The organism is Sphingomonas sp. CFBP 13733, assembly GCF_014841795.1.
In the GTDB taxonomy this organism is placed as follows: domain Bacteria; phylum Pseudomonadota; class Alphaproteobacteria; order Sphingomonadales; family Sphingomonadaceae; genus Sphingomonas; species Sphingomonas aerolata.
The window spans coordinates 443,210-462,063 of record NZ_JACYUP010000003.1 but is presented as its reverse complement, the minus strand read 5'-3'; the positions used below and the strand labels follow the sequence as shown (position 1 = coordinate 462,063).

20 protein-coding genes, 1 pseudogene and 1 riboswitch are annotated in these 18,854 nt (G+C 66.5%); of the genes and pseudogenes, 14 read left to right on the top strand and 7 right to left on the bottom strand.

Translation table 11 applies throughout. The features are described 5' to 3' along the window. Positions 1-135: 135 nt before the first annotated feature. Entirely contained in the window at positions 136-729 is a 594-nt protein-coding gene (locus IFT71_RS10745; protein ID WP_192140742.1) for a GNAT family N-acetyltransferase, read from the top strand. Positions 730-901: 172 nt separating this feature from the next. Here IFT71_RS10745 and IFT71_RS10740 read toward each other — a convergent pair whose 3' ends face one another. Continuing rightward, positions 902-1,321, bottom strand: coding sequence for a hypothetical protein (locus IFT71_RS10740; protein WP_192140740.1), 420 nt, complete (start codon positions 1,319-1,321; stop codon positions 902-904). A 418-nt stretch (positions 1,322-1,739) separates the two neighbouring features. Here IFT71_RS10740 and IFT71_RS21435 point away from each other — a divergent pair. The 4 genes and pseudogenes from IFT71_RS21435 to thiC form a co-directional block, all read left to right on the top strand. Further along, positions 1,740-2,098 (top strand): annotated as a pseudogene (locus IFT71_RS21435) (sterol desaturase family protein); the annotation flags it as partial. Continuing rightward, entirely contained in the window at positions 2,004-2,453 is a 450-nt protein-coding gene (locus IFT71_RS21430; protein ID WP_244654865.1) for a DUF2141 domain-containing protein, read from the top strand. The pseudogene IFT71_RS21435 and the gene IFT71_RS21430, both read left to right, overlap by 95 nt. Before the next feature lie 69 nt (positions 2,454-2,522). Beyond that, positions 2,523-3,386, top strand: coding sequence for a MipA/OmpV family protein (locus IFT71_RS10730; protein ID WP_234387246.1), 864 nt, complete (start codon positions 2,523-2,525; stop codon positions 3,384-3,386). Between the two features lie 88 nt (positions 3,387-3,474). Further along, positions 3,475-3,582, top strand: a riboswitch (TPP riboswitch). A gap of 39 nt (positions 3,583-3,621) precedes the next feature. Next, positions 3,622-5,544: a phosphomethylpyrimidine synthase ThiC gene (gene thiC / locus IFT71_RS10725; RefSeq protein ID WP_192140731.1), complete on the top strand. Its 1,923-nt coding sequence runs from the start codon at positions 3,622-3,624 to the stop codon at positions 5,542-5,544. Positions 5,545-5,597: 53 nt separating this feature from the next. On the opposite strand, the gene IFT71_RS10720 is transcribed toward thiC, so the two are convergent. After that, entirely contained in the window at positions 5,598-5,903 is a 306-nt protein-coding gene (locus tag IFT71_RS10720; RefSeq protein WP_031439303.1) for an alkylphosphonate utilization protein, read from the bottom strand. 25 nt (positions 5,904-5,928) lie between these two features. Beyond that, positions 5,929-6,054, bottom strand: coding sequence for a hypothetical protein (locus IFT71_RS21715; protein ID WP_260171387.1), 126 nt, complete (start codon positions 6,052-6,054; stop codon positions 5,929-5,931). Positions 6,055-6,222: 168 nt separating this feature from the next. Here IFT71_RS21715 and IFT71_RS10715 point away from each other — a divergent pair, with 168 nt between their 5' ends. Further along, a complete protein-coding gene (locus IFT71_RS10715) occupies positions 6,223-6,774 on the top strand; it encodes a hypothetical protein (RefSeq protein WP_192140730.1) in 552 nt (183 codons plus the stop codon). Beyond that, a complete protein-coding gene (locus IFT71_RS10710; protein WP_192140728.1) occupies positions 6,767-7,405 on the top strand; it encodes a YbhB/YbcL family Raf kinase inhibitor-like protein in 639 nt (212 codons plus the stop codon). Before IFT71_RS10715 ends, IFT71_RS10710 begins: the two co-directional genes overlap by 8 nt. Positions 7,406-7,448: 43 nt before the next feature. Here the strand turns inward: IFT71_RS10710 and IFT71_RS21710 are convergent, their stop codons facing one another. The 3 genes from IFT71_RS21710 to IFT71_RS10700 form a co-directional block, all read right to left on the bottom strand. Further along, complete coding sequence (locus IFT71_RS21710) at positions 7,449-7,577, bottom strand: hypothetical protein (RefSeq protein WP_268745752.1); 129 nt, start codon at positions 7,575-7,577, stop codon at positions 7,449-7,451. 335 nt (positions 7,578-7,912) lie between these two features. Then, positions 7,913-8,923 (bottom strand): GGDEF domain-containing protein, encoded by a 1,011-nt coding sequence (locus tag IFT71_RS10705; RefSeq protein ID WP_342212635.1) that lies wholly within the window; start codon positions 8,921-8,923, stop codon positions 7,913-7,915. 95 nt (positions 8,924-9,018) lie between these two features. Further along, positions 9,019-9,549 carry a peroxiredoxin gene (locus tag IFT71_RS10700; protein ID WP_056673387.1) on the bottom strand — a complete coding sequence of 177 codons (531 nt, stop codon included), beginning with the start codon at positions 9,547-9,549 and terminating at the stop codon, positions 9,019-9,021. Positions 9,550-9,640: 91 nt separating this feature from the next. Here IFT71_RS10700 and IFT71_RS10695 point away from each other — a divergent pair, with 91 nt between their 5' ends. Further along, the gene (locus IFT71_RS10695; protein ID WP_192140724.1) at positions 9,641-10,489 is read left to right on the top strand and encodes an inositol monophosphatase family protein; all 849 of its coding nucleotides are present in this window, start codon (positions 9,641-9,643) and stop codon (positions 10,487-10,489) included. 189 nt (positions 10,490-10,678) lie between these two features. Here IFT71_RS10695 and IFT71_RS10690 read toward each other — a convergent pair whose 3' ends face one another. Then, the gene (locus IFT71_RS10690; RefSeq protein WP_192140722.1) at positions 10,679-12,802 is read right to left on the bottom strand and encodes an AsmA family protein; all 2,124 of its coding nucleotides are present in this window, start codon (positions 12,800-12,802) and stop codon (positions 10,679-10,681) included. Positions 12,803-13,001: 199 nt separating this feature from the next. Here IFT71_RS10690 and rpmI point away from each other — a divergent pair, with 199 nt between their 5' ends. From rpmI to IFT71_RS10660, 6 genes are all read left to right on the top strand, one after another. After that, the gene (gene rpmI / locus IFT71_RS10685; protein WP_031395289.1) at positions 13,002-13,205 is read left to right on the top strand and encodes a 50S ribosomal protein L35; all 204 of its coding nucleotides are present in this window, start codon (positions 13,002-13,004) and stop codon (positions 13,203-13,205) included. A gap of 19 nt (positions 13,206-13,224) precedes the next feature. Beyond that, a complete protein-coding gene (gene rplT / locus IFT71_RS10680) occupies positions 13,225-13,590 on the top strand; it encodes a 50S ribosomal protein L20 (RefSeq protein ID WP_031395288.1) in 366 nt (121 codons plus the stop codon). 255 nt (positions 13,591-13,845) lie between these two features. Continuing rightward, positions 13,846-14,175, top strand: coding sequence for a GIY-YIG nuclease family protein (locus IFT71_RS10675; RefSeq protein ID WP_159512876.1), 330 nt, complete (start codon positions 13,846-13,848; stop codon positions 14,173-14,175). A 96-nt stretch (positions 14,176-14,271) separates the two neighbouring features. Then, positions 14,272-15,366, top strand: a complete 1,095-nt coding sequence (pheS, locus tag IFT71_RS10670) for a phenylalanine--tRNA ligase subunit alpha (protein ID WP_192141248.1) — start codon at positions 14,272-14,274, stop codon at positions 15,364-15,366. After that, a complete protein-coding gene (gene pheT, locus IFT71_RS10665) occupies positions 15,363-17,777 on the top strand; it encodes a phenylalanine--tRNA ligase subunit beta (RefSeq protein ID WP_192140720.1) in 2,415 nt (804 codons plus the stop codon). The genes pheS and pheT overlap by 4 nt, the downstream gene beginning before the upstream one ends. A gap of 190 nt (positions 17,778-17,967) precedes the next feature. Then, entirely contained in the window at positions 17,968-18,843 is an 876-nt protein-coding gene (locus IFT71_RS10660; protein ID WP_192140718.1) for an aldose 1-epimerase family protein, read from the top strand. Positions 18,844-18,854: the final 11 nt, after the last annotated feature.

Genomic DNA, 18,854 nt, shown 5'->3' with positions numbered 1-18,854 from the left:
CACCGCCGCGATCCGCCGCGCGCCAGTCGTCCGCTGCCATCGCGCACCCGACACGGAGGGACGGGGGACGTCAGGTCGGGCATGGCGCGCCGCCGCCATCTCCGCCACTATGTCCATGCCAGATCCGGAGCCGCCATGCCCCCCACACATCCGACCGACGCTTCGCCAGCACCGCACGCCGGCGATCCCGACCCCCGCCACCCCCAGGCGCCGACGCTGGCAACGGCGCGCCTGACGCTGAGCGGCCATGTCCCTGCCGATCTCGACGACTGCGCCGCGATGTGGGCCGACGCCCGCGTCTATGCGATGATCGGCGGCACGCCGCGTAGTCGCGAGGAGGTGTGGATCCGGTTGCTCCGCTCGATCGGGCAGTGGACCGTGTTCGGCTATGGCAGCTGGATCGTGCGCGAGACTGTGACCGGCCGGCTGATCGGCGAGATGGGTCTGATCGAAGCGCGGCGCGCGATCCTGCCGCCGATCGACGGTCCCGGTGCGATCGGCCCCGAAATGGGCTGGACGCTGACCGGCGACGCGCAGGGACAGGGTTATGCGTCGGAGGCGATGGCGGCGGTCCTGGCCTGGGCCGACCCGCGCATCGCCGCGACGACCTGCATCATCGACCGCCGCAACGCGCCCTCGCTCCGCCTCGCCGAGCGCCTCGGCTACCGCCTGCGCATCGAGGGTCGTTATCGTGACGCGCCGATCCTGATCCTCGACCGGCGCGCCTGACCTCGGTTCCGGACGCTCGGCGGACAGGTCGAGCGATGCTGGCCGAGGAACTGCGCGGGTTTTTACGGTACCGGGCAGCCGCAAGTCGTCGCTGCTGCCCGGCACCATGTGCGGCGCGCGCTCATTTCCGGATCAGCCGGGAGCGCACATGCCCATGTTTACGCGCTGGCGATCAGTTCGCCGGGACCTTGATGAACGGGTCATAGCTGTAAGTCTTGCCCGACATCGAGAAGACGACGCTGTACTGGTAGGACCCCGTTGCTGTGCCGTTGTTGATCACACAGGTCCAATAGATAACGCCCGCGGGCGTCGTCTGTTTTTCAAGCTTCTGGAATACACTATTCGGCGGGTTCTGCGTGCATTGACCGGTAAACCCGGTGATTGCGATATTATGGGCGGGATTGATGGGATAGACGGTCCACACCAAGACGTCACCGGCGTTGCACGGCGTCGTCAACTCGTTGCCACCCTCGGACGTGCCTTCATAGCCCGTTGTGTCGATCATATACAGACCTTGGGTGATGGTCTGGCCACTGGCCGTCGACTGAGCTGTTTCCACATCCACAGCAATCATGATGTTGATGGTTGCCATATACTCATCTCCTAAATTTATAGTATCGAGATGGCCTGTCTCTGACATGGCGTCGGACTTTCAAACAGGCGATATCGTCGTAATGGAGCAATGTTCTGCTATCAGGGTCTCAAATCTGTTGACCTGAAAAAAAATATCACATTGGGAGGCGTCAAATAAAGTTCGATAGATGAATTCGTGGCGCTGAATTCTGTAAAATCGATAAAGATATGATAAGGGTCCGGTGTTCCGACATAGAATGGGGCGGCGTTAGGTTTGCAGGCGCACAGGCCGTCGTGCTTTGCAGCCGCGTACCCGGATGCCGCCGGTTTCGATCATTTTGCGGGGGCGATAGACTAGAGTCAGTGCAAACAGGTGGAGCACCGGCCGGGCGTGGTCGACCGAGGGTCTGAATGGCAACGGCGTTCGATCCGGTCCCGGCGCTGTGATAATTCCGCTACGGGTCATTGCGATTCCGACCCTGGCGGTGCGCTCGGTTTGGCTCTGACGGTCATGACCGTTATGGAGGGGGCCAATCCGATGGGCCGGGAGGTTTTTCCCCGGTTCATGTGGAGGGGAGCATTGGGGACATGGCTGATCACGGCCAGCCACCATCAGCCACATCATGAACGATACAGGTGCAATTATGAGCTCATTTTCCGGTTCTGGGATCGGCTCTGCGGCACCGACCGGGAGCACGGCGATGCGGGCAGCTCGCATGCCAAGGCTGCCGCGCGTGCTGGCGGCGGCCGCCGTCTGGGCCGTTCTGGCGGCAGCGAGCCCGGTCACGCGGCTCGACGTCGAGGTCGACAATCTTCGCTCGGCCAAGGGCTTGATCCGTATCTGCCTGACCGCCGACCCCGACAATTTCCCCGCCTGTGTCGACGATGCCAAGGCACTGACCCGGACCCTGCCCGCCGCGGTCCGGACGACGAGCTTTCCGGGCCTGCCGCAGCGTGGCTATGCGCTGGCGATCATCCATGACGAGAACAGCAACTCCAAGCTCGACACGATCGCGGGTATCCCGCGCGAGGGCTATGGTTTCTCGAACAACGCCGCGGTACGCTTCGGACCGCCGCGCTTTTCCGCGGCACGGTTCATGCTCGCCGGTGATGCCGAAATGCAACAGGTCAGGATGCGTTACATCTTCTGACGGATTGCAACGGACCGAATGGGGTTGCCCCGCGTTGCGCGGTGGAACCTTTTTGTCCGGAGCCCGTCCTTGCGCGCATTCTCACTCGTTCTGACTGCCGCAACCGCGGCAGTCGCCCTCGCCACGCCGGCACTTGCGCAGACGGATCCCAATCCGACCCCGCCAATCACCGATCCCGCCGACAACAACCGCATCACGCTCGGTCTCGGCGTCGCGTCGCTTCCCGATTACGAGGGTGCGGACAGCAACAGCTTCACCCCCGGCGCGGTCGCGATCGGTACGGTCCGTGGCCATGACTTCTTCACACGCGGTACGCAGCTCTATGTGAACCTGATCCCCAATACCGGGTCCGTCGGGATCAACTACGAAGTCGGCGTTATCGCCGCCGTCCGCACCGATCGCACGGGCCGGGTCGACAACCGGCAGGTCCGCGCGCTCGGCAAGATCGACACGGCCTATGAAGTCGGCGGCTTCGTCGGCATCGGCAAGACCGGCGTCATCACCAGCGATTACGACACGCTGACCGCGCGCGTCGCCTATATCCACGACGTGTCGGGCACGCACGACAGCTATGTCATCACCCCACAGGTCAACTACACGACGCCGCTGTCGGTCCGCACCCTGGTCGCCTTCGGCCTGTCGGCGGATTATGCAGGCAAGGGCTTTGGCCGGACCTATGCCGCGGTCACGCCGATCGGCACGATCAACAGCGGTCTGCGCACCTATGACATCAACGACAGCGGTTTCCGCCGGGTCAACGTCTCCGCCTTCGCGTTGCAGAGCCTGTCGGGCGATCTGCGCCGTGGGTTCGGCGTCGGCGCGGGCGTGCTCTATGGCCGCATGCTCGGCAAGTACAAGGACAGCCCGATCGTCGCGGACGTCGGCGATGCCGACCAGTGGCTCGGCGCGGTGGGCCTGACCTACACCTTCTGATCGCAACCCGCCGATCGACCCGAAACCCCGTGCGGCCCGACCGCGCGGGGTTTTTCGTTTGCGCCCCCGTCTGTTGCGCCTATGCTCGCCCTACCCCGGGGGAGCGCCGATCCGCGCTTGAGAGGAAGGCAGGAGCCTTCGACCCGCTGAACCTGATCCGGTTGATACCGGCGGAGGGAGGGAGCGGTCGCCACAGAACCGCATGCCTTGCTCCGAGACCTTTAGGAGCAAGCGCATGGCCGATTACGATCCCCGCATCCCGACCGCCGATATCGGCGTCACCACCGGCCCGATACGCGGCTCGCGGAAGGTTCATGTCGCGGTGCCCTCCAGCCCCGACGTCCGCGTCGCGATGCGCGAGATCGTGCTCGACCCGAGCTGTTCCGAGCCGCCCTTGCGGGTCTACGACACCAGCGGTCCGTACACCGACCCCAGGGCGACGATCGACATCAACGCCGGCCTGCCGCAACTCCGCCGCCAGTGGATCGAGGCGCGCGGCGACGTCGAGAGCTACGACGCGCGCGAGATCCGGCCCGAGGATAATGGCCAGCTCGGCCCCGACCGCTCGGACGGCGTCCCGCAATTTCCCGGCAGCATCAAGCGCCCGTTGCGCGCCAGGGCTGGCGCCAATGTCAGCCAAATGCATTACGCACGCCGTGGCATCATCACGCCCGAGATGGAATATGTCGCGACGCGGGAGAATCTCGGCCGCGCGATGCTGAAAGAGTATAAGCGCGACGGCGAGAGCTTCGGTGCGTCGATCCCCGACTTCGTCACCCCCGAATTCGTCCGCGACGAGGTCGCACGCGGCCGCGCGATCATCCCCAACAACGTCAACCACCCCGAATCCGAGCCGATGGCGATCGGCCGCAACTTCCTGGTCAAGATCAACGCCAATATCGGCAACTCCGCAGTCGCGTCGAACGTCGCCGCCGAGGTCGACAAGCTCGTCTGGTCGATCCGCTGGGGCGCGGACACGGTGATGGACCTCAGCACCGGCCGCAACATCCACGACACGCGCGAATGGATCCTGCGCAACAGCCCCGTGCCGATCGGCACCGTGCCGATCTACCAGGCGCTCGAAAAGGTCGGCGGCGTCGCCGAGGATCTGACCTGGGAAATCTTCCGCGACACGCTGATCGAACAGGCGGAGCAGGGCGTGGATTACTTTACGATCCACGCCGGCGTGCGCCTCGCCTATATCCCGATGACCGCCAAGCGGGTCACCGGCATCGTCTCGCGCGGCGGCTCGATCATGGCGAAATGGTGCCTCAGCCACCACAAGGAGAGCTTCCTCTACGAGCGCTTCGACGAGATCACCGAGATCATGAAGGCGTATGACATCGCCTATTCGCTCGGCGACGGGCTGCGCCCCGGCAGCATCGCCGACGCGAACGACGAGGCGCAGTTCAGCGAGCTCTACACGCTCGGCGAACTGACCCACCGCGCCTGGAAGAGCGACGTTCAGGTGATGATCGAGGGCCCCGGCCATGTGCCGATGCACAAGATCAAGGAAAACATGGAAAAGCAGCTCGAGGTCTGCGGCGAGGCGCCCTTCTATACCTTGGGGCCGCTCACCACCGACATCGCGCCGGGTTATGACCATATCACCAGCGGCATCGGCGCGGCGCAGATCGGCTGGTACGGCACCGCGATGCTTTGCTACGTCACGCCCAAGGAGCATCTGGGCTTGCCCGACCGCGACGACGTGAAGGTCGGCGTCGTCACCTACAAGCTCGCCGCACACGCCGCCGACCTCGCCAAGGGTCACCCTGCCGCGCAGATGCGCGACGATGCGTTGAGCCGCGCGCGCTTCGAATTCCGCTGGCGCGACCAGTTCAACCTGAGCCTCGACCCCGATACGGCCGAGCAATATCACGACCAGACGCTCCCCGCAGAAGGCGCCAAGACCGCGCATTTCTGTTCGATGTGCGGTCCCAAATTCTGCTCGATGAAGATCACGCAGGAGGTGAGGGACTTCGCCGCGAAACAGAATGGCCCGGCCGACACGTTCCTAGCGGCCGATGTCGATCAGACCGACGCCAACCGCGCGATCTTCGCCAAGGGTGCGCATGCCGACGCGGAAAAGGGCATGGCGAAAATGAGCGAGAGGTTCCGCGAGAAGGGCAGCGAGATCTACCTCCCCGCGGACGTCTGATCCGCCACACCCCTTATCCTCCCCCGCCAGGGGGAGGATAAGGGGTACGTCCGTTACCGCTTGCGCACGAATTCCGCGCGCAGCACCAGACCCTTGATCCCCTCGTAGCGGCAATCGATCTCCTGCGCGTCACCGGTCAGGCGGATCGCCTTGATCAGCGTGCCGCGCTTGAGCGTCTGGCCCGCGCCCTTGACGGTCAGGTCCTTGATCAGCGTCACCTGGTCGCCGTCCGCCAGCACGTTGCCGACCGAGTCGCGGACCACGACCGTGTCGTCGTCCGCCGCGCGGGTCGTGGATGCGGCGTCGGCGGCGACCCATTCGCCGCTGGCCTCGTCATAGACGTAATCGTCGTCCGCCATCGTCATCGTCCTGTTTCGTGCCGGATCACTTGAGCGTCGTCATCTCGACGGGCTTGCCCTTGGTCGTCGGGTTCGACGCGTTCGCCTTGGGCTCCTTCTCGGCCTTGGGCTTGCGGACTTCCTTGTTCGATTTCTTCTGGCTCTTGGCCATGATGCTGCCCTTCCGGCGGGACGGAGCGCCCCGGGACGGCGACGATACACGCTTGCACTCGCGCATACCCGTAGATTCGGATCATCGAGTCGCCCCGGCAGTGCGGGCATCGCGGGCAACCTCGGCCCGGTCGGCGCGTTGGGATGAAAAGAGCATGAGGGGGCTGCGATGCATATCGGATCCGGGGCTGCGCCGATTACCCTGTCGCTGCGTGCGGGGATGGCAATGCTTGCCATGGCCGTTTCAGGCTGCAGTGCGGGCGACGATCCTCAGCAGACTGCTGCGGTCACCAATTTCACGCCGCCTGCCACGCGGACGCCGACCCCCGTGGCGGGGCAGGCGCAGACCACGCCGCTCACCGCTTATGTCGGCAAATATCCGCATGACGCGGTCGATGGCGTCGATTTCTTCGATCGCACCGAGGTGGCCGGCGGGTTGCTCGCGGTGGTCGACGATGCGCGGCTGCGGTCGCTGATCCGCGGACGCTCGGGACCGCAGACGCCGATCTTCCAACGGGGCCGGCGCATCGCCTCCTGGGGGTGCGAGGCGCATAATTGTGGTGATCACAACTGGATGGTCGCAATCGATCCGGCGGGTGGCACGGCGCAGGCCTGTTATCATGATGCCGGCACGATGCAGGACCAGAGCCGCTGGTATGCCGATGGCGCACCGGTCCTGCGCCCCGGCGCCTGTCCTTCGGAGGGTGGAAACGATGCTTGAACACATGCCTGCCTGGCTCGGCCACGCACTTAAAGGATTGCGCGCTGGTGCAGAAGCGCTGGTGATCGCCCGCTCCGCTCTCGGGTCGGGCGCGCAGGCCGGCACCGGGTTCGCGACGCTCGACCTGACCAGCCCCGCCTTTGCGCATGAGGGGCGGTTGCCGCCGCGGTTCACTGCCGATGGTGACGGGGTGTCGCCGCCGCTGCTCTGGAGTGCGCCGCCGGCGGGCACCGCCGCGCTCGCGCTGATCGTCGAGGATGCGGATGCGCCGACTCCGCAGCCGCTGGTTCACGCGATCGTCTGGCATATCGCTGCCGATCGGCTGCGACTGGCCGAAGGTGCGATCACGGCCGACGGCGCAGGGACGCCCGACGGCGATGTCGGGCGCAATTCCTATCTGCGCGAAGGCTGGCTGCCGCCCGATCCGCCGACCGGGCATGGCGAACATCGTTACGCCTTCCAGCTTTTCGCGCTCGATGCGGCGCTGGGCGATCCGGGCGTGTCGCCAGGCCGTACCGCGCTGGTCGAGGCGATGTCGGGGCATGTGCTCGCGGCGGGGTTGCTGATCGGGACCTATTCGCGCGAGGAGGCCGCGCCCGTCGGCCCCGCTTCATCGGCCATGCCGGCCTGACCGCGACCCGCACGTGGCGGGCAGGGATCCGCCACGCTGCCGGTCAGGCGAATGCTGCGGCGTGGGTCGCGATCAGCAGGACCGTGGTCGAGAAGGCGACGATGCCGACGAGCAGGCCGCTGTCCCGCAGGCGGTCGGGCCGGTATTGGCCGCGATGGAGGTGATGAAGCATGATGCAGTCTCCGCAGTCAGGCCGGATCACGCGATCGGGATGATCGGCGTCGCTGCGCTGATCGCGATGCCGGCGAAGACCAGCGCCCCGGCGAACGAGAGGAGGATGCGCTTGGCGGATTCGAAATGGATCGAGGACATGGTGGCTTCCCTTCGGTGATGGCGGCGTCCGGACCATCCGGCTGCCGATATCCCCTGCTTTGCACACCCCGTGCCAGTTCCGTATCCGGTTGAAACAGCGCGGTTTTTCGTGGCACCCCCGCAGCGGTTGGGATTTTGCGCCACACGAATCCGGTGAACGGCGCCAAGGATCGGTGCCGCGGACCGCCGCGCGGATCAGGCGGCGCAGATCCGGTCGCGCCCGTCGCCCTTGGCGGTGTAAAGGAGCCGGTCGGCACGGGCGAACGCGCTCTCGGCGGCTTCGTCCGCATGGATCGCGGTGACGCCTGCGGAAAAGGTGATCTGGCCCAGCGGCGAATCGGTCTCGCGATTGCGGAAGCGTTTGGCGGCGACGATCGCGCGGACCGAATCGAGCAGGCGCGCGGCGTCGCTCAGGCTGACGCCGCACAACAGCACCGCAAACTCCTCGCCGCCGTGCCGCACGACGAGATGCCCCTCGCACCCGACCGCGATCATCTGGCCGATCGCGGTCAGCACCCGGTCGCCGACGCCGTGGCCGAACGCGTCATTGACGCGCTTGAACCGGTCGACGTCGCATACGGCCAGGCAATAGGGGCCCTTGTCCGCGTCGCGTGCGCCGAACGCCTCGTCGAACGCGCGCCGGTTGGGCAGGCCGGTCAGCGTGTCGCGCCGTGCGCTGTCGCGCGCCTCGATCAGCTTGGCACGCAGGACGTCGGTCTCGTGCTTCGCCTTGGCCAGCCGCACCTCCGACTCGCGGATCCTGCTGATCATCGCGGTCGTGATCCGCGTGATCTCGTCGATCTCGGCCAGTCCCGGCGAGGTCGTGATCGCCGCCGCGCTTTCCGCCAGGTCATGGCCGAAGCCGCGGGTCTCGGCGTGGATGCTGTGCATGATCGTCGCGAATCCGTCGACATGCTCCTGCGTCTCGGCGACCAGCCGGTCCGCCTCACCCTCGCGCAGCGCGGGATCGCATTGGTCGTCGGGGTCGACGGTCGCGGGCGTATCGGTAACCTGTCCGCCAAGCGCCTCGATATCCCTGCGCAGCAGCCGGACGCCGCCCTCGGTCAATCGCGCAACCTGCGCCGCGAGCGGGCCGTCCGGCGCCGACAGCACGGCATGCGCGAACGCATAATGCGACGGATCCGGACGCAACCGGTGCTTACGGAGGAATCGGCCGATCTGGTCGAACAGGTCCTCCGTGCTCACCTGTTGTGCGCCCTGCGCGTCCCGCATGTCATTTGCCCCCGTTTCGCCCCCGGAATAGAACGATAAAGGTTAGCAACGCGTGACGATTTGCGGATCTATCGGCGGTTAAGCGTCTCAACTGCGGCCAGCGTCGAACTGACATGCTCGGCCGGGTTCATGTCGTCGTGAACAAAGGCGACCCGGCCGTCGCGGCCGATCACGTAACTGGTGCGCTTCGTGACATTGCGTCCCATCACTTGCTTGCCGAGCGCGACGTCATAGCCCGCGACGACCTTCGGCCCTGCACTTGCGACCGCGAACTTGCCCGCGCATTTCTCCGCCGAGAATTTGCTCAGCGTCTCGACGTTGTCCGCCGACATGCCGATCACCGTCGCGCCGGCCTTCTTGAACGCGGGGACTGCCTCGGCAAAGGCATGCGCCTCGGCATTGCAGCCGCCGGTATAGGCCGCGGGGAAGAAGTAGAGCACGACGGGGCCCTTCTTCAGCTGTTCGGCGAGGTGGACCGTGAACACCTTGCCGGCGATCGCGCCGCGCGTGGTGAAGTCGGGCGCCTTCGCACCGGGCGCGAGCGCCGCGACTGCGGGGGTGGCGAGGAGGAGGGCGGCGAGAGTCGGGACAAGGCGCATGGGGCTATACTCCGGTATGATCGCAGTGACGTACGCCCGCTCGCGGCATCCGTCCATTGCTCGCGCCGTACCGTATCGATAGGCAGGGCAGATGCCAGTGACCCAAGCCGATATCGATCTCGCGCACCGCCTCGCGGATGCCGCGGGCCACGTCATCCGACCCTATTTCCGCCACGAGCACGGCGTCGAGATCAAGGACGACCAGTCCCCCGTCACCCGCGCCGACCGCGAGGCCGAATCGGCGATGCGCCGGCTGCTCGACGCCGAACGCTCGGGCGACGGTATCGTCGGCGAGGAGTTTGGCGAGAAGACCGGCGTCACCAACCGCAAATGGGTGCTCGACCCGATCGACGGCACGCGCAGCTTCACCGTCGGCCGCGCGATCTTCGGCACGCTGATCGCGCTGGTCGAGGATGGCTGGCCGGTGCTCGGGATCATCGACCAGCCGGTCCAGCGCGAACGCTGGGTCGGCGTCGCGGGGCGTCCGACGACGCTGAACGGCGTGCCGGTGCGCACCCGGGTCTGTCGCGAGCTGGCGGGATCGACGATCGCGACGACCAGCCCGCATCTGTTCGGCGAGGCTGACGTCCCGCATTACCTAGCGCTCGTCGCGGCTATCTCGGGCGGCAATCCGCGCCAGGGGCCGGTCTATGGCGGCGACTGCTATAATTACGGGCTGCTCGCGAGCGGGCATCTCGACGTCGTCTGCGAATCGGGTCTCCAGCTCTACGACTTCGCCGCGCTGGTCCCGGTCGTCGAAGGCGCCGGAGGGATGATGTGCGACTGGAACGGCGACCCGCTGACCGCGGACAGCGAAGGTCATGTGCTCGCGATCGGCGATCCGGCGCGGCTGGACGACGTGCTCGAGGCGATGCACCGGATCGCGGGTGATGCGCATGACGATGGCGGTTCGCATAACCACGGCGATCACGACCATTGATACCGTCTTGGTGGCCGACGGGCGTCATGCCTCGCACCCAATCTGATATCCGTCATCCCGGCGAAAGCCGGGACCCATGGACACGGAACGGTCGCTAACCGCGCTGGCCGAAACCATGGGCCCCGGCTTTCGCCGGGGTGACGGGATGGGCTTGTAGGCGCAAAAAAAAACTGCAGCGCCGCCGCCGCCTTAGAAGATCCCCAGAAACTTCTTCTTCTGCCCCTTCTTCTCCGCCTCGGACGCCTTGCCGTCCTCGCCCTTGGCGGTCGTCCCGCGGCCGACATCGTCGCGCGTCTCGCCCTTGGTCGTCCGCTGCGCCTTGGCGGTCGCGCCGGCCAGCACCGGGCCGCACGCGGTGGCCTTCGCATCGCCGACATCGACGAACGCGAGCACACCCGCGACCGGCGTCGCCACCAGCGCGAGGCCCAGCCCGGTGCCGACGCGGGCGAGCAGGTCCTTCGACACAACGCTCATTTTCGGTGCCGCGAACACCCCGCCAAACCCGACCGGCGACTGGCCCGCAAACAGGCTGAACTTCTTCGAATCGGCACGGAAGGCGAGGTCGACCGCCTCGTTGCGGAAGCTGAACCCGCCGCGCCCGACGATCACGTTCTTTCTCGTGTCGATCAGGATCGGGTCCGCTGCCGCCACACCGCCGCGCACGGTGAAGCCGATCAGGCCGCAATTGACCTGGACCGGCTCGTCGAGCTTGCCTTGGAACATCCGCTGCGCGAACGTGCCGATGTCGAGCTCGGCGAGCTGGACGTTGCGCACCGACAGTGCGCCCGACGGCATCACGAACGCGATCCGGCCGCGTGACGAGGCTAGCGAATCATGGATCGAATCGCCGCGCCCGTCGAGCTTGATCCGCCCCTTGATCGTCCCGGTCGTCCCCGCCTCGGCAAGCCCATAGCCCTTGAGCAACCGCCCCATAGGCGTCGGTGCGAGGCGAATGTCGTAGGACACCGCGCTCGGCCGCGATCGCGTGTCGAAGACTGCGTCGGAGGCGACATTGCCGCGCGCCATCGCAAACGTCAGCGGCGACAGCGCCAGCCGCCCGCGCTCGAGGTCGAGCGTCAGGTCGACGTTCGAGATCGGGATGTTCTTCGACCGGACCACGCCGATCGTCCATTTCAGGTCGGCATCGAAGATCTGCATCGTCTCGACCGGGAAATTCCCATCGGGCAACAGGCGTTGCGCGCCCGCGCCGGTCGCAGCGGCGGCCGCCACCGCGCCGCGGCTTTCGACGATGTCGGGATTGTAGCCGATGAACGGCGCGGCATCGACGATGTCGAGGCTCTTGGTCGCCAGCACCGAATCGAGATGGATGCGTTCGCCATTGGTGATCGTCAGCTTGCCCGCCAGATCGGTCTTCCCCGCCACGCCGGTGATCCGCGTGAAATGATATCCCTCGCCCTGTTTCACGAGCTGCCCGCGCAGCCGATAGGTGCGTGTGTTCGGGATCGCGACGTCGATCACGCCGAGCAGGGTCGACAGGTTGGCGCCGCGCGCGGTCACCGCGAGCGGCACGTTCTCGACGTCCGCTATGCTCGGCAGCGTGCCGGCGACGTCGATCACGTTGCCCGCCGCGCGCATCCGCGCGACCAGCTTGTTCTGTCCCCGATTGGCGGTCGCGTCGGGCGACAGCAGCTGCGCGGTCACCGTGAACGGCGTCTCGCGCAGCTGGCCGGTGCCCTTGAGGCCGACCGCGCGGCCGATCGTCGCATCGACCGAGCGGATGTCGGCGACGTCGAGATTGGCGAGCACGCGCATTCGCGGGTCGAGATAGCGCACGCTCGTCCCCGTCACCGTCGCCACGTCGATCCGCGGGAATTCGAGCGGCTCGCCGCCCTTCTTGTCGCTGAACGTCCAGCTGTTGGCGGTATGCGCGGCATTCCATTCGAGATCGACCGTGCCGTTGACCAGGTCGAGCCAGTAGAGCCGCCGCTTGCCGAAGATCAGCGACAGCGGCGCGATCCGCGTGTCGAGCTTGTCCGCCTGGAACAGGTTGGGCCGGCTCGCCCAGTCGGGGTTGGAGAGCGTGAAGCGCTCGGCATAGAATTTGATTCGGAACGGCGCGAAATAGAGCTGGAAATCGCCGCCGACGGTCACCGTGCGGTGGGTCATCGACCCGACGATCCGCTCGAACGGATGCTTCAGGAAGCGACCCTTGGTGATGTAGAGTACCAGCCAGATCGCGGCGATCACCGCGACGATCCCGATCAGAATGTTGCGCAGGATCCGCCGTTTGCGCCTCTTCTGCGCCGCGGCGGGCGGGGGGGCGTCGATCGGCTGCGTCGGGCTGGCGTCCATGATAAGCCTATCGCATGGCGGGCGTAGCGGTTCCACTGTGGTCGGATGCCGCATTAATCCGGGAATGCGACTTGAGATTTCGGACCGATGCGGGTATCGGCCCCGCTTCCTCGAAGGGATGCGCGTTCGACGAATCGCCCGGCCAGTGTGGGCTGCCGCGGCGATTTCAGCGTTTCCCTTCGTAACCGAAAGGATAAAAATGCCCAAGCTGAAGACCAAGAGCGGCGTCAAGAAGCGCTTCAAGCTCACCGCCACCGGCCTGCTCAAGCACGGCGTCGCCGGCAAGCGTCACCGTCTGGCGCATCACAACGGCAAGTACATCCGTCAGAACCGCGGCACCAAGCTGCTGTCCAAGGCCGATACCGCAGCAGTGAAGGCCTGGGCGCCTTACGGCCTGCGTTGAGCTGAGAAGGAATTAGACAATGGCACGCGTAAAACGGGGTGTTACCACCCGCGCCAAGCACAAGCGCATTTTGGTTCAGGCGAAGGGCTATTATGGCCGTCGCAAGAACACCATCCGCATCGCCCGTCAGGCCGTCGAAAAGGCCGGACAGTACGCATATCGTGACCGCAAGGTTAAGAAGCGCACCTTCCGTGGCCTGTGGATCCAGCGCATCAACGCCGGCGTCCGCGCCGAGGGTCTGACCTATTCGCAGTTCATGCACGGCGTGAAGCTGGCGGGTATCGAACTCGACCGGAAGGTCCTGGCCGACATCGCCATGCACGAGGGCGCAGCCTTCAGCGCGATCGTCGCACAGGCGAAGGCAGCGCTTCCCCAGGCCGCGTAATTCGCGACTGAGGTTGGGTTTGAAAAGGGCGCCGGTGGGAAACCACCGGTGCCCTTTTTCGCGTTTGGGGAAATCGAAACTCCGCGATGGTGATCATCCGCCCGCCCCAACGGGTCATTCCCGCGCAGGCGGGAACCCATAAACTCCGAACCGTTGTGATTACTGCGAGCGTCAGCCAATATGGTTCCCCGCCTCCGCGGGGATGACGAGATCGGGGATGACGAGATCGGGGATGACGGTACGAGGGGATGGCGGATGGACTGGCAGCCTTGCGTCTACATCCTCGCGAGCGGCCGGCACGGCACGCTGTACATCGGCGTCACCTCAAACCTGCTCGGCCGCATCCACCAGCACCGCGAAGGCTTGATCAAGGGCTTCACCTCCCGCTACGGCATCCACCGGCTCGTGCATTACGAAATGGCCGAAACGATGGAAGCGGCGATCACACGCGAGAAGCAGCTGAAGAAGTGGAATCGCGACTGGAAGCTGCGACTGATCGAAGCGACAAACCTCGATTGGGATGATCTCGCGATCGGTCTGGGGTTTGCCCCGCTCCGTCATTCCCGCGAACGCGGGAATCCATAGCGGCAGCGTCGGTGGTAGCCGCGAGGCACGTGCGTAATGCCTTTCGCAGGGGCAACGAAGTTAGGATGTGAGACAGTGACGCAAGACCTGAACCAGATGCGCGAACACATGTTGGCGGCGATCGCCGCGGCATCCGGCCTCGACGCGCTGGAGGCGTGCCGGGTCGAGGCGCTCGGCAAGCAGGGCACGATTACCGCGCTGCTGAAGACGCTGGGCAAGATGACCCCCGACGAGCGCCTCGTGCAGGGCCCGGTGATCCAGGGCCTGCGCGAAGCCGTCGCCAATGGCATCGCAGAGCGCAAAGCGACGCTCGAACGCGCCGCGCTCGACGCGCGCCTCGCCAGCGAAACGCTCGACATGACGCTGCCCGCCGACGCGCCCATGCCCGGCACGATCCACCCGGTCAGCCAGGTCATGGACGAACTCGCCGAGATCTTCGCCGACTTGGGCTTCGCGGTCGCGACCGGGCCCGAGATCGAGACCGACTGGCATAATTTCTCCGCGCTCAACATTCCCGAGACGCATCCGGCGCGCGCGATGCACGACACCTTCTATCTCCAGCAGGGGATCGACGCGAAGGCCGCGGGCACCGCCGACGAGAAGACGACCTTCTCGCTGCTCCGCACGCACACCTCGCCCGTCCAGATCCGCACGATGTTGAGCCAGAAGCCGCCGATCCGCATCATCGCGCCGGGCCGCACCTACCGCTCGGACTCGGACGCCACGCACACGCCGATGTTCCACCAGGTCGAGGGCCTCGTGATCGACAAGGGCATCACGCTCGGCCATCTGAAGTGGACGCTCGAAACCTTCGTGAAGGCGTTCTTCGAGCGCGACGACATCGTGCTCAGGATGCGCCCGAGCTACTTCCCGTTCACCGAACCCTCGGTCGAGATCGACGTCGGCTACACGCTGGTCAAGGGCAAGCGCGTCGTCGGCGGCGCGGAGCCCGATGGCTGGCTCGAGATCCTCGGCTCGGGGATGGTCCACCGCAAGGTGATCGAGGCCTGCGGGCTCGATCCCGACGAGTGGCAGGGCTTTGCGTTCGGCTGCGGCATCGATCGGCTCGCGATGCTCAAATACGGCATGGACGACCTCCGCCCGTTCTTCGACGGCGATATCCGCTGGCTGAAACATTATGGTTTCTCGAGCCTCGACGTCCCCACTTTGTCGGCAGGAGTCGGCGCATGAAGTTCACGCTCAGCTGGCTCAAGCAGCATCTCGAAACCACCGCCACGCTCGACCAGATCGTCGACGCGCTGACTCGTATCGGCCTCGAAGTCGAAGGCGTCGAGAATCCGGGCGAGAAGCTCGCCGCGTTCCGAATCGCCAAGGTTCTCAGCGCAGAACGCCATCCGCAGGCCGACAAGCTCCAGATCCTGTCGGTCGACGCCGGTGACGGCCCGCTGCAGGTCGTCTGCGGCGCGCCCAACGCGCGCGCGGGGCTGGTCGGCGTGTTCGGTGCGCCGGGCGCCTACGTCCCCGGTCTCGACGTCACGCTCAAGCTCGCGAGCATCCGCGGGGTCGAATCGAACGGCATGATGTGCTCGACGCGCGAGCTGGAGCTCGGCGAGAATCATGACGGCATCATCGAGCTGCCCGCGGACGCGCCGATCGGCACGCCCTACCCCGACTATGCCGGGCTCACCGACCCCGTCATCGACGTCGCGATCACCCCCAACCGCCAGGATTGCATGGGCGTGCGCGGCATCGCCCGCGATCTCGCCGCGGCGGGCATGGGCACGCTCACGCCGCTGATCTTCGATCCGATCGTCACCGACGGGGCAGGGCCATCGGTCCGCACCGAGGACACCGCGGGCTGCCCCGCCTTCTTCGCGCAGACCGTCACCGGCGTGACCAACGGCGAGTCTCCCGACTGGATGCGCCGCAGTCTGCTCGCGATCGGCCAGAAGCCGATCTCCGCGCTCGTCGACATCACCAATTACCTGATGATCGACCTCGGCCGCCCCTTGCACGTCTATGACCGCGCCAAGCTGTCGGGCGGTCTCGTCGCGCGCAAGGCCAAGGACGGCGAACAGGTCGTCGCGCTCAACGGCAAGACCTACGCGCTCGACGCCAGCATGACCGTCATCGCCGACGATACCGCCGTGCACGACATCGGCGGCATCATGGGCGGCGAGCATTCGGGCGTCTCGGCGGACACCACCGACGTGCTGATCGAATGCGCCTATTTCGATCCCGACCACATCGCGCGCACCGGCCAGAAGCTCACGCTCACCTCCGACGCGCGCAGCCGTTTCGAACGCGGCGTCGATCCGGCGTTCCTCGACGACGGCCTCGCGATCGCCACCGCGCTCGTGCTTCACGTCTGCGGCGGCACCGCGAGTGAGGTCACGCGCTCGGGCGAAGTGCCGTCGGAGCCGCGCGTGATCCATTACGACCCGCGCCTCAGCGCGGATCTCGGCGGCCTCCACGTCGCCCCCGAACGCCAGGCACGTACGCTGTTGTCGCTCGGCTTCACGATCGGTGCGATCAAGAGCGCGGATGCGTTCAGCGACGCGCTGTTCTCGACGATCGAGGGCAAATGGCCGGTCACGGTCCCGAGCTGGCGCCGCGACGTCGACGGCCCCGCCGACCTCGTCGAGGAAGTCGTCCGGATCGAGGGCATCGACAGCATCCCCTCGACCCCGCTGCCGCGCATGCCCGGCGTCGCCAAGCCGACCGCCACGCCCGAGCAGAAGCTCGAACGCCGCTCGCGTCGCGCCGCCGCCGCCCGCGGGCTCGACGAAGCGGTGACGTGGAGCTTCCTGTCGGAGGCCGAAGCCGCACCGTTCGGTGGCGGCGCGTGGACGCTCGCCAACCCGATCAGCGAAGACCTCAAGGTCATGCGCCCCTCGCTGCTCCCCGGCCTGCTCGCCGCAACGGGGCGCAACCTCAAGCGCGGGCAGCAGAGCGTCCGCCTGTTCGAGATCGGTCGCCGCTATCTCGCCGACGCCGAACGCGCGACGCTCGGCGTGGTGCTGGCGGGCGACCGCCGCCCGCGCGGCTGGCGCGACGGCAAGGCCGCGAGCTTCGACGCGTATGATGCGAAGGCCGAAGCGCTGGCACTGCTCGCCGCCTCGGGCGCACCGGTCGACAATCTCCAGGTGATGGGGGAGGCGGGTGATGCCTGGCATCCGGGCCAGTCGGGCACGCTTCGGCTCGGACCGAAGACGGTGCTGGCGAGCTTCGGCATGCTGCATCCGCTGGTGCTCAAGGCGTTCGACCTCGACGGCGCGGTCGCTGCGGTCGAAGTCTATCTCGACGCGATCCCGCCCAAGCGCGCCTCTGGCTTCGCGCGCCCGGCCTACACGCCGCCGGCGTTGCAGGCGGTCCGCCGCGACTTCGCGTTCCTCGTGCCGGCGGCGCTCGCGACCGACGCGCTGGTCCGTGCGGTCAAGGGCGCCGACAAGGCAGCGATCGTCTCGGCGCGTGTTTTCGACGTGTTCACCGGGCAGGGCGTCGAGGACGGCCACAAGTCGGTCGCGGTCGAGATCGTCCTGCAACCCACCGCCAAGAGCTTCACCGACGAGGAGCTGAAGGCGGTGGCGGACAAGGTCGTCGCGGCGGCCGCCAAGCAGGGCGCGAGCCTGCGCGTCTGAGCGTCTCCTCACCCTCCAACACCACCCCGGCGAACGCCGGGGCCCAGTTGGGGAACGGGTGTAACGGCGGACAGTCCCTCGTTACTTCCACCTTTCCAACTGGACCCCGGCCTTCGCCGGGGTGGGGCCGCCGGGCTGTCCGATGAGCGTTTTGAAGACCCGCGCGTTCGACCACGAAGGAAGGACCCCAATGACCGACCTGATCACGATCGCCAACGACCACCTCACTGCGCAGATCAACCTGCTCGGGGCCGAGCTCACCTCGCTGAAGGACGCGGACGGGCGCGAGCTGATGACGAACGCCGACCCGGCCTTCTGGACCGGCCACGCACCGATCCTCTTCCCCGTCGTCGGTCGCCCCTACCGCGACACGATTCGCGTCGACGGCACCGAATATTCGATGAAGCAGCACGGCTTCGCGCGGCGCATGGTGTTCGCCGTATCCGAGCAGCAGCCCGGATCGGTCGCCTTCACGCTCGAGGCGACGCCCGAGACGCGTGCGGTCTATCCGTTCGATTTCCGGCTGACGGTGACGTTCGCGCTGGTCGACGCGACGCTGAGCGTCGACGTCGCGATCACCAACCCCGCCGCGCAGCCGCTTCCGGCGAGCTTCGGCTTCCATCCCGCCTTCGCCTGGCCGCTGCCTTACGGGAAGGATCGCGCCGACCACCGCATCGTCTTCTCAGCCGACGAGCCCGATGCGCTGCGCATGATCGCCGACGACGGCACGATCGCGGAGGGGGAGCGGCCCTCGCCACTGGAGGGGCGGACGCTGCGCCTGCAGGACGCGCTGTTCGCAAAGGATGCGCTGGTCTGGGATTCGGTCCGGTCCGACTCGGTCACCTATGGCGCCGAGACCGGCCCGCAACTGCGGATCGACTTCCCCGACACGCCGATGCTCGGCCTCTGGACCAAGCCCGGCGCCGCCTATGTCTGTGTCGAGCCGTGGCACGGCATTGCCGACCCCGAAGGCTATGACGGCGACTTCCGCGCCAAGCCCGGCGTGTTCGAGATTCCAGCAGGCGGCACAAAGAGCATCGCGCTCCACGTAACGCTGCTCCGCTGAAAGCCCCTCCC

Coding starts and splice junctions, on each gene's coding strand:
- IFT71_RS10745 (WP_192140742.1), top strand. CDS start 136: ATGCCCCCCACACATCCGACCGACGCTTCGCCAGCACCGCACGCCGGC.
- IFT71_RS10740 (WP_192140740.1), bottom strand. CDS start 1,321: ATGGCAACCATCAACATCATGATTGCTGTGGATGTGGAAACAGCTCAG.
- IFT71_RS21430 (WP_244654865.1), top strand. CDS start 2,004: ATGCGGGCAGCTCGCATGCCAAGGCTGCCGCGCGTGCTGGCGGCGGCC.
- thiC (WP_192140731.1), top strand. CDS start 3,622: ATGGCCGATTACGATCCCCGCATCCCGACCGCCGATATCGGCGTCACC.
- IFT71_RS10720 (WP_031439303.1), bottom strand. CDS start 5,903: ATGGCGGACGACGATTACGTCTATGACGAGGCCAGCGGCGAATGGGTC.
- IFT71_RS21715 (WP_260171387.1), bottom strand. CDS start 6,054: ATGGCCAAGAGCCAGAAGAAATCGAACAAGGAAGTCCGCAAGCCCAAG.
- IFT71_RS10715 (WP_192140730.1), top strand. CDS start 6,223: ATGCATATCGGATCCGGGGCTGCGCCGATTACCCTGTCGCTGCGTGCG.
- IFT71_RS10710 (WP_192140728.1), top strand. CDS start 6,767: ATGCTTGAACACATGCCTGCCTGGCTCGGCCACGCACTTAAAGGATTG.
- IFT71_RS21710 (WP_268745752.1), bottom strand. CDS start 7,577: ATGCTTCATCACCTCCATCGCGGCCAATACCGGCCCGACCGCCTGCGG.
- IFT71_RS10700 (WP_056673387.1), bottom strand. CDS start 9,549: ATGCGCCTTGTCCCGACTCTCGCCGCCCTCCTCCTCGCCACCCCCGCA.
- IFT71_RS10695 (WP_192140724.1), top strand. CDS start 9,641: ATGCCAGTGACCCAAGCCGATATCGATCTCGCGCACCGCCTCGCGGAT.
- IFT71_RS10690 (WP_192140722.1), bottom strand. CDS start 12,802: ATGGACGCCAGCCCGACGCAGCCGATCGACGCCCCCCCGCCCGCCGCG.
- rpmI (WP_031395289.1), top strand. CDS start 13,002: ATGCCCAAGCTGAAGACCAAGAGCGGCGTCAAGAAGCGCTTCAAGCTC.
- rplT (WP_031395288.1), top strand. CDS start 13,225: ATGGCACGCGTAAAACGGGGTGTTACCACCCGCGCCAAGCACAAGCGC.
- IFT71_RS10675 (WP_159512876.1), top strand. CDS start 13,846: ATGGACTGGCAGCCTTGCGTCTACATCCTCGCGAGCGGCCGGCACGGC.
- pheS (WP_192141248.1), top strand. CDS start 14,272: ATGCGCGAACACATGTTGGCGGCGATCGCCGCGGCATCCGGCCTCGAC.
- pheT (WP_192140720.1), top strand. CDS start 15,363: ATGAAGTTCACGCTCAGCTGGCTCAAGCAGCATCTCGAAACCACCGCC.
- IFT71_RS10660 (WP_192140718.1), top strand. CDS start 17,968: ATGACCGACCTGATCACGATCGCCAACGACCACCTCACTGCGCAGATC.